The 9,313-nt window shown below is 67.4% G+C and carries 6 protein-coding genes and 1 pseudogene; 4 read left to right on the top strand and 3 right to left on the bottom strand.

Going from position 1 to position 9,313, the window contains the following annotated elements:
* A pseudogene (locus tag RT567_RS10240) lies at window positions 1-575 on the top strand (hypothetical protein); the annotation flags it as partial.
* Between the two features lie 422 nt (window positions 576-997).
* Window positions 998-4,192, top strand: coding sequence for an autotransporter domain-containing protein (locus tag RT567_RS10235; protein WP_313576293.1), 3,195 nt, complete (start codon window positions 998-1,000; stop codon window positions 4,190-4,192).
* 98 nt (window positions 4,193-4,290) lie between these two features.
* Here RT567_RS10235 and RT567_RS10230 read toward each other — a convergent pair whose 3' ends face one another.
* Entirely contained in the window at window positions 4,291-5,037 is a 747-nt protein-coding gene (locus RT567_RS10230; protein ID WP_313576291.1) for a polysaccharide deacetylase family protein, read from the bottom strand.
* A gap of 111 nt (window positions 5,038-5,148) precedes the next feature.
* On the opposite strand from RT567_RS10230, the gene RT567_RS10225 reads away from it, so the two are divergent.
* Window positions 5,149-6,048, top strand: coding sequence for a glycine--tRNA ligase subunit alpha (locus RT567_RS10225; protein WP_003165881.1), 900 nt, complete (start codon window positions 5,149-5,151; stop codon window positions 6,046-6,048).
* Window positions 6,048-8,117 carry a glycine--tRNA ligase subunit beta gene (glyS, locus tag RT567_RS10220; RefSeq protein ID WP_313576289.1) on the top strand — a complete coding sequence of 690 codons (2,070 nt, stop codon included), beginning with the start codon at window positions 6,048-6,050 and terminating at the stop codon, window positions 8,115-8,117. Before RT567_RS10225 ends, glyS begins: the two co-directional genes overlap by 1 nt.
* A 191-nt stretch (window positions 8,118-8,308) precedes the next feature.
* On the opposite strand, the gene RT567_RS10215 is transcribed toward glyS, so the two are convergent.
* Both RT567_RS10215 and grxD read right to left on the bottom strand, forming a co-directional pair.
* On the bottom strand, window positions 8,309-8,734 hold the full coding sequence (locus RT567_RS10215; RefSeq protein WP_076223723.1) for an acyl-CoA thioesterase: 426 nt from the start codon (window positions 8,732-8,734) through the stop codon (window positions 8,309-8,311).
* A 5-nt stretch (window positions 8,735-8,739) separates the two neighbouring features.
* Window positions 8,740-9,090, bottom strand: a complete 351-nt coding sequence (grxD, locus tag RT567_RS10210; RefSeq protein WP_125902132.1) for a Grx4 family monothiol glutaredoxin — start codon at window positions 9,088-9,090, stop codon at window positions 8,740-8,742.
* Window positions 9,091-9,313 lie beyond the last annotated feature (223 nt).

The raw sequence follows: 9,313 nt of genomic DNA, 5'->3' as shown, positions 1-9,313 counted from the left end.
GCGCTGACCCCTATGACCCCGACTTCTGGGCCAAGGACGTGCGGGTGTCCCTGGCGCTCAGCGTGCCGGGCAGCAACACCCAGATGCTGGACCTGTCCTCGCCCGTGGGGCCGGGGCTGGTCGTGCGGCACATGCTGGGCGGACGCGGTCCGGGCCCGCTGATCGCCTGGGTCCAGGCGGGGGGCTGGCGGCCCTGGCTGGAGACCCACACCGAGGCGCGCGACCTGTCGGATTTCAACGAAGCGGGCTGGGAGCGCAACTGGGCCGCCGCCGCCGCCCTGTTGAAGACGCGGCCGGAACTGGCGGGCGTCATCGGCTCCAGCTGGTTCTTCGATCCGCCGCTGGAGACCATCAGTCCGCGCCTGACCTATCTGCGGACCACGCCTGTGAACAACGGCGCCTTCATGATCCATCAGGGCGGCGGCGACATCCATGACGAGCGCGCCTCCGCTTCCTCGCCCACACGCCGCACCATGATTGAAACGGGCGAATACAGCGCCTGCTCCTGGCTGCTGTGCTGGCCTCGCAAACCATTGATTCGTTGGGCTGAGGCTCGCGGGCTGCTTCAACCCTAAGGCGAGAAGTGCGACGTATTGACGCGGTTGTGGCTCAATTCTGGCGAAGAAACGGCGGATTGATGGGCGCGCCGGACCTCCTGGGTTCATGAGGGGCGGGGGTTGGAGAGAAATTCCAATTTCGACACACTCAAGCGTGACAGTTTTGGTGAAGCTGCGTCTGAGAGAAGGATCTCCGTTCTGCGATTGACAGTAGGCGGAGGTTTCCGTCTCAAATGCTTCAGAGAGGGGCGCGTGGAGCGACGGCTACGGCTGTCGGGACGGAGGCGACCCCTCTTCGAATAGCTATGTCGCTTTTGTGGGGATCTATGATTAACGCGTTCAAGGCTGGCCTCTTGGTTGCAGCCGCTGGTTCCGCCCTGGTTTGGGCGAGTGATGTTTCCGCTCAGACGAGTGTTACGCCGCCGCCGGGCGGGTTCTATATGGCGGACGGGTCTCGCACTGCGAACTATGACGCGGCGCTGACGTCCTGGCGCGAAGACGCCCAGTTCACGGTCGATTATTCCAAAGCCTATCTGGGCCTGGAGCACGCCTACGCCCTGGGCTTGACGGGCAAGGGGCTGACGATCGGCGTCAATGACGCGGGCGTCTACATGGATCACCCGCTGTTCGGCGGGGAAGGCAAGATCAAGGGTCTGAACACGGTCGTCTCGGGCGACTACGGCAACGACGGCCGCATCAACCCGCGTCGCGGCTGGGAAGGTCACGGCACCCACGTCGCCGGCACCATCGGCGGCGCCCGCATCGACGGCGAAGTCATGTTCGGCAACGCCTTCGGCGCCAACATCTATTCGGCCACGACGAACTTCGCCGCCGGCGACTTCCTGTGGTTCCGCGACATCTACATCAACGGCGACACCGTCAGCACGCCGTTGGAGAACATCATCGACCTGGCCAACACGGGCGAAGTCCGGATCATCAACAATAGCTGGGGGTCGGCGAACAGCATTCCCTACGACGCGCCGGCGGATGTCGTGCGCGACATGCTGAGCCGGGATTACGGCGACTTCTACAAGCCGGTTCTGGACAATGACGTCCTGGTCGTCTTCTCGGCGGGCAACGGCTACGGCGTCCACGCTGGCATTGATGCGCTCGCCCCCATGTCGGACCCGCGCCTGCGCTCCAACTGGCTGTCCGTCGCCAACTATACAGGCGGCCTGACGCCCAGCGCCTCGACCAGCTTCTGCGGCCAGAGCGCGACTTGGTGCGTCGCCGGACCGGGTCATCAGATCGTGTCGGCCGTGCCGGGCTTCGAATTCGATTTCGACGCCATCGTGGCCCAGTACCGTCCGGCGGACTATCGCCCGCTCTATGCGGCGACGACGGTTGCAGCGCTGCAGAGCGCTTCAGTGAACCGCTTCCTGGGCGCGCTGAACACCTATCTGAACGCCAAATACGCCGCTGAAGACGCCGGTCTTCCGTTCGACGAGGCCGCCGCGCGTCGTCGCGTGGCCGAAGAGGCCGTGGCCATCACCCTGATCTCGGGCGGTCGCCTCGGTGATCCGGATGGCTTCACCTCGCAACTGGCGGGGCTGCTGACCTCGACCGGCAACATGGCCATCCTGACGCCGGAGTTCTCGTCCGACGTTCTGACGCAGGCCAACGCCCTGTTGGTGCAGCGCCTGGAGACGCTGGTCACCTACACGGGGGCGGATTACGCCGCCTATACGGGCACGTCGATGGCGGCGCCGAACATCTCGGGCTTCGCGGCCCTGCTGATGGAGAATTTCGCCGAGTACGACACGGCCTTGATCGGGGACATCCTGGTGTCCAGCTCGCTGGATCTGGACACGCCGGGCGTGGACCTGAAGTCCGGCTGGGGCGCACCGCAGATGGAAGTCGCGCTGAAAGGCCCGACGGCCCTGCGCGACGTGCGCGACGTCAATGTTCGCGTCGGCACGGTTGATGTGTGGAGCAACGACATCGGCGATGCGCGCGACCGCTATTCGGCCGAGGTTCTGGCCGAATACCCGGACGACATCGGCGGCATCGTCAAGAAGGGCGGCGGCGAGCTGATCCTGACGGGCGCCAACGACTACACCGGCGCGACCCGCGTCGAGGGCGGCCTGCTGACCGTCAACGGCAGCCTGATCAACTCGACTTCGACCGTGGCCGATCTGGGCATGCTGGGCGGCGTGGGCCGTCTGGCCGACGTGGTCGTCGACAAGGGCGGCGTCCTGTCGCCGGGCGATGCGGCCAATCCGTTCGGCACGCTGACCATCGCTGATAACCTGGTGTTCAAGGACGGCTCCTATCTGTGGATCCGCTCCAGCGTGAACGGCGCCCAGCACTCGCGCGTCGACGTCGAAGGCGCGACGACGCTGGAGGGCGGCAAGGTCATTCTGAAGGCCGACCAAGGCGAATGGAACCTGCGCACGCAGATGAATATCCTGCAGTCCGAGGGCGGCGTCACCGGCGTCTTCGCGGGTGCGGAAAGCGACCTGGCCTTCCTGAAGCCGATCCTGACCTACAGCGACAAGGCTGTGCAGCTGACGCTGGCGCGCAACGACGTGACCATCGCTTCGGTCGGCGTGACGCCGAACCAGAAGTCGGTCGGCGCGGCGCTGGACGTCATGACCGCTTCGGCCATGACCAACCCGCCGGCGGGCCGCAACACGGCTCTGGAAGACGCCATCCTGGACGGCAGCGTCGGCAATGTTCGTGGGGCGCTGAACAGCCTGACGGGCGAGGTCCACGCCACCCTGGCGGGCGTTGCTTCGGGCGACTCGCGCTTCATCCGTGACGCCATGCTGACGCGCGGCCGCAACGGCACGACGGAAGCGACCGATGGCCGCGGCGTCGCCGTCTGGGCCTCGGGCGTCTTCGGCAGCGGGCGCCAGGACAACGGCGAACTGGCCGGTTTCCGCAGCGAAGCCACCGGCTATCTGGCCGGCGTCGAGAAGACGCTGAACGGTCGCGCCCACATCGGCGTCGCCGTCGGTGAAAGCCAGTCGGAGATCCGCGCCAACCGTCTGCACTCGACGGGCGAGGTCAAGACCCAGCACATCGGCGTCTACGGCGCCGCGACGCTGGCCGGCTTCGACTTCCGTCTGGGCGGCGCCTGGATGGACTCGCGCACCCGCACGGACCGTTCCGCCTCGCTGAACCGCTTCAACGAGCAGCTGACCGGTCGCTACGACGGCGAAGCCTGGCAGGCCTACGGCGAAGTGTCGTGGCGCAAGTCGGTCATGGCCTCGACCGTGCTGGAGCCGTACCTGAACTACACCCGCGTCGAATATGACGCGGACGTGGTTGAGCGCGGCGGCGACGCAGCTCTGTCGGGCGATGTCTCCCAGACCTCGGACCTGCTGACGGCGGGTCTGCGTTCCGAGACGCACCTGGCGGGCGGCAACGGCCGTCCGGCGCTGTCGGCGATTGGCCACCTGGCCTGGACCGAAGACCTGAGCGGCGACGGCCCCGTGTTCAACGCGGCCTTCTCGGACGGTCCGGTGTTCCGCGTCGAAGGCGCCGATCTGAACTCGGGCGCGCTGCAGGCGGGCCTGGGCTTCAACATCGAGGCGACCAAGTCGACCAACATCGAGGTCGGCTACTCGGGCGTCTTCAACGACGACTACAAGGACCACCGCCTGACCGGCCGCGTCAGCTTCCGGTTCTGATAAGGCTGGCGTCGGGGCTGCGGTCCCGGCGATCCTGACGGACAGACGCCGTCGCCCTCACCGGGCGGCGGCGTTTTTCTTTGGGCGGTGAGGAAGGTTCAGACGCCGCCCAACCGTTCCCAGGCCTCGCCGACCGGCAGGATATCCAGCCCGGCCGCCTTGGCCAGGCGGATCAGGCGGTCCAGATCCTCGGGCGTGCAGCCGTAGGGGGTGGGGTCGCTCTCGACGTCGTGGCCATAGGCGATCAGCCAACCCGGCGCCTCGGCCGCGCGGGCGATCAGGGCCTCAAGGTCGTAGTGGGGCAGGCGGCGTGACTCCAGCCCGATGGCCTGAAGGTTGGCCCGGTCGGCGCGGCCGGCGTTGACCCCGTCACGCACGCCGCGTCCCAGCAGGAAACGCTCGTCGATCACCGCCTTGGCGCCCAAAGCCACGTCGCCGAAGGGCCAGGCGAAGGTGGTCATGACGTGGCCGTCCAGCCGTTCGGCCACCCACTCGGCGTTCCTCGCCAACTGGTCCGTCAGTTCGGCGGAGCTCAGGCGCAGGGCGCTGACGTGGTCGAAGGTGTGGCAGCCGACCTCATGTCCCGCCTCATGCACGGCCTGAAGATGCTCGACCTCGAACTGGGCCTTGCCGATGTTCTCGCCGCCGCACAGGTCGCCCGCGACGTAATAGGTCGCCTTGATCCCGTGCTCAGCCAGGATCGGTCCCGCTTCGGTCCAGGCGCTGGCCGGGAAGTCGTCGAAGCTGAGGCTGAGAATCCCGCGCGCAGGCGCGACCGTCACCGGCCTGACGCCCATATAGCGCGCCGCCCGGCGGCGCATCTGATCGATCCGTTGCTGCATCATGGACGCCTTCTAGCGCATTCGCGCTTGCAGAAGGGTGAAGGATTGCACCGCCTCGCCTTGCTGGCGAAGCGTGGCGGCCCTATGGTCCGCGCCTCCCGAAATCGGACCGAAATGTCGACCGTGGCCGCTGCTGAACCTCTCTCGTTTCAGGACCTGATCCTGACCCTGCACCACTATTGGAGCGAGCAGGGCTGCGCCATTCTGCAGCCCTATGACATCGAGGTCGGCGCTGGCACCCTGCACCCCGCCACCGTGCTGCGGGCCCTGGGCAAGAAGCCGTGGAAGGCCGCCTATGTCCAGCCGTCGCGCCGCCCCGGCGACGGCCGCTATGGCGAGAACCCCAACCGGCTGCAGCACTATTACCAGTATCAGGTCATCCTGAAGCCGAACCCCGACAACCTGCAGGAGCTGTATCTGAACTCCCTGCGCGCCATCGGCATCGACCCCAGCCTGCACGACATCCGCTTTGTCGAGGACGACTGGGAAAACCCGACCGTCGGCGCCTGGGGCCTGGGCTGGGAAGTCTGGTGCGACGGCATGGAGGTGACGCAGTTCACCTATTTCCAAGGCGTCGGAGGCATCGAGGTCGACGTGGTCTCGGGCGAGCTGACCTACGGGCTGGAGCGTCTGGCCATGTATGTTCAGGGCGTCGACAACGTCTATGACCTGAAGTTCAACAAGGAAGGCCTGACCTACGGCGAAGTCTTCCTCGAAAACGAACGCCAGCAGTCGGAAGCTAACTTCCACGGCTATGACGTCGCCGCGCTGAAGCGCCGCTTCGAGGACATGGAGCGCGAGGCCGCCCACTTCCTGACCATGAAGGGGCCGCAGGGCCAGCCGCTGGTGCTGGCCGCCTATGACCAGGTGCTGAAGGCCTCGCACCTGTTCAACCTGATGGACGCCCGCGGCGCCATCGCCGTCGCCGAACGCCAGAGCTACATCGGCCGCATCCGCGACCTGTGCAAAGCCTGCGCCCTCGCTCAAGTCGAACACGAACGGGCGACCGCCTGATGTCCCAGCTTCTCCTCGAAATCTTCTCCGAAGAAATCCCCGCCCGCATGCAGCCCGGCGCCGCGCGCGACCTGGAGCGCATGGCGTCCGACCGTCTGAAGGCCGCAGGCCTGACCTGGGATGCGCTGACGACCTACGCCGGGCCGCGTCGCCTGACGCTGGTGATCGACGGCCTGCCCGCCGCCACGCCCGACCGCAATGAAGAGCTGAAGGGGCCCAAGACCTCGGCCCCGGCGCAGGCGCTGGAAGGCTTCCTGCGCAAGACCGGCCTGACGCAGGATCAGCTGGTCGAGCGCGACGGCGTCTGGTTCGCCGAAATCAGCAGCAAGGGCCGCGCGACCACCGAGGTCGTGGCCGAGAGCGTCGACGACATCATTCGCCACTTCCCCTGGCCCAAGTCGATGCGCTGGGGCACGGGAACCCTGCGCTGGGTGCGGCCGATCAAGCGCATTCTGGCCCTGTATGACGGGGCGGTGATCCCGTTTGAGGTGGACGGCATCCAGAGCGGCGACGTGACCGAGGGCCACCGCTTCATGGGCGCGGGCCAGCCGTTCGCGGTCAAGGACTTCGCCGACTATCGCGCCAAGCTGGAACGCAACTTCGTCCTGCTGGACGCCGCCGACCGCAAGCTGCGCATCCTCGAGGGCGCTAGGGCCGTGTGCGCGGCCAAGGGGCTGGCTCTGGTCGATGACGACGGCCTGCTGGACGAGGTGTCGGGTCTGGCCGAATGGCCGACGCCGATCCTGGGCGACATGGACCCGCAGTTCCTGGCTCTTCCGCCGGAAGTGGTCCAGCTGTCGATGAAGGTGCACCAGAAGTATTTCGCCGTGCGCGAACCGGGCAAGGAAGGCCTGGCGCCGCACTTCGTCGTCGTCGCCAACGTCGAGGCGACCGACGGAGGGCAGGCTCTGGCGGCGGGCAACGCCAAGGTGCTGTCGGCGCGTCTGAGCGACGCCGAATTCTTCTGGACCGAGGACCAGAAGATCGGCTTCGACGCCTGGAACGCGAAGCTGAAGGACGTCACCTTCCACGCCAAGCTGGGCACGCTGGCCGAGCGGGTGGACCGCATCGCCGCCCTGGCGCGTGAGATTGCCCCGCTGGTCGGCGCCGATCCGGCGCAGGCCGAACAGGCCGCGCGCCTGTCCAAGGCCGACCTGGCCTCGGGCATGGTCGGCGAGTTCCCGGAGCTTCAGGGGATCATGGGCGGCTACTACGCCCGTCTGGCCGGTCAGCCCGACGCCGTGGCCGACGCCATCCGCGACCACTACAAGCCGCAGGGACCGGGCGACAGCGTCCCGACCGCTCCGGTCACGGTCGCCGTCGCCATGGCCGAAAAGCTGGACACCCTGGTCGGCTTCTTCGCCATCGACGAAAAGCCCACGGGCTCGAAGGACCCCTATGCCCTGCGCCGCGCCGCGCTGGGCGTGATCCGGCTGGTGCTGGAGAATGGAGCTCGCGTTGGCCTGAGCCGCGACGCCTTCTCACCGGCCATGGCCGCCTTGGAGAAGGGACATATTCAGCGCGCGGTCGACAAGCTCGCGGTTGAAACTGAACTCAGCGCCTTCTTCGCCGACCGCCTGACCGTCCTGCTGCGCGACAAGGGCCAGCGTCACGACCTCGTGGCGGCCGTCTTTGCGCTGGGCGACGACGATCTGGTGCGGATCGTGCGTCGGGTGGAGGCGCTGGCCGCCTTCCTGGCCACTGACGACGGGGCGAACCTGCTGGCGGGCTACAAGCGCGCCGCCCAGCTGCTCAAGGCCGAGGAGAAGAAGGGGCCGTTGCCTGAGGGCGCCGTCGCCACCGGCCTGCCGAACCAGCCGTCTGAAGAGACCGCCCTGGCCTTCGCCGCCGCTGCCGCCGCCTCGGCCGTGGACGCCGCGCTGGAGGCCGAGGACTTCGCCGCCGCCATGACGGCGCTTGCCGCCCTGCGCGGCCCGGTGGACGCCTTCTTCACCGCCGTCATGGTCAACTCCGACGTGGCCGAAGAGCGCGAAAACCGCCTGAAGCTGCTGGTTCAGGTGCGTGGCGTCATGAACCGCGTCGCCGACTTCGGCCAGATCGCGGGCTGACGTGCTCAAGCAGCCGAAGGCGTTGGCGAACGACAATGATCCTTCTCCCCTTGTGGGAGAAGGTGGCAGGCGAAGCCAGACGGATAAGGGGTTGCGGGATGTCAGGTCGCGCGGCCCCTTTTTTGCGTTGAGGAGACACCCCTCATCCGGCCCTGACGGGCCACCTTCTCCCACAAGGGGAGAAGGCAGGTTTAGGCCGTGAACGGTCCCAGCATCTCGGCGGGAATGCGGGCGGGGCGCAGGGTCTGGGCGTCGACCAGGCACCATTCGGACAGGCCTTGCGCGCACAGGCGGCCCTCGGCGTCCTCAATGCGGACATAGCGGTTGAAGCGCGGCCCTTGCGGATCGCCGACCCAGGTGCGAGCGACGACGCCGGTCGCGTCGGGGGCGATGGCGCGCAGGTAGTCGATCTCGTGTCTCAGGGCGATCCACGACCAGCGGGCGCGCGTCTCGTCGTCGAAGCGCGCGTTCCAGTGGGCCGTGCCCACGTCCTGCAGCCAGCCGACATAGACGACGTTGTTGACGTGGTTGTTCTCGTCGATGTGTTCCGGCCGCACGTCCAGCGGGACGACGAAGACCTCGCGGTCCTCACGCGGTTGCAACTGCGGCCGGGCCATCGGACCTAGGCCTCGCCGAGGGCGACGCCCTTTTCAGACATCAGGGCGGCCAGTTCGCCCGACTGGAACATCTCACGCACGATGTCCGAGCCGCCGACGAACTCGCCCTTCACATAGAGCTGGGGGATAGTCGGCCAGTCGGTGAAGGCCTTGATGCCTTCGCGCAGGGCTTCGTCCTGCAGCACGTCGACGCCGACGAAGGCCGCGCCCACGTGGTCGAGGATCTGGACCGTGACCGAGGAGAAGCCGCAGCGCGGCGAATCCGGCGTGCCCTTCATGAAGAGCACCACGTCATGCTCGGCCACCGTCTGGGCGATGAAGGCGTGGACGGGATCGGCGGCGGTTTGTTCGGTCACTGTGTCGGAACCCTTCTGCGAAGCCCGTGAGCTAGGCGCCCAATGGGGCCGGGTCAAGGCCGTGCGACGTCTGGAGACGGCGCGTTCAGGCGGTTTGAGGGCGCGGCGCCAGGCGTTCGGCGCGTTCGGCCAGGCTGGAGGCGCCGTGCTCGCGCGCGGTCTGGGCCGCCTCGGCCAGCATCAGGCCGACGGCGCGGGGCGTCTCGCCGGTCCAGCGGGCGCG

The sequence above is a fragment of the Brevundimonas sp. genome, assembly GCF_032107865.1.
Lineage (GTDB): Bacteria > Pseudomonadota > Alphaproteobacteria > Caulobacterales > Caulobacteraceae > Brevundimonas.
The sequence above is the reverse complement of the archived record's forward strand: the minus strand, read 5'-3'. Positions and strand labels throughout refer to the sequence as shown.

Bases quoted from the DNA above. Each gene is read 5' to 3' on its own strand.
- RT567_RS10215 (WP_076223723.1), bottom strand. From the start codon at position 8,734: ATGGCCCGGCCGCAGTTGCAACCGCGTGAGGACCGCGAGGTCTTCGTC.
- RT567_RS10235 (WP_313576293.1), top strand. From the start codon at position 998: ATGGCGGACGGGTCTCGCACTGCGAACTATGACGCGGCGCTGACGTCC.
- glyS (WP_313576289.1), top strand. From the start codon at position 6,048: ATGTCCCAGCTTCTCCTCGAAATCTTCTCCGAAGAAATCCCCGCCCGC.
- RT567_RS10230 (WP_313576291.1), bottom strand. From the start codon at position 5,037: ATGATGCAGCAACGGATCGATCAGATGCGCCGCCGGGCGGCGCGCTAT.
- RT567_RS10225 (WP_003165881.1), top strand. From the start codon at position 5,149: ATGTCGACCGTGGCCGCTGCTGAACCTCTCTCGTTTCAGGACCTGATC.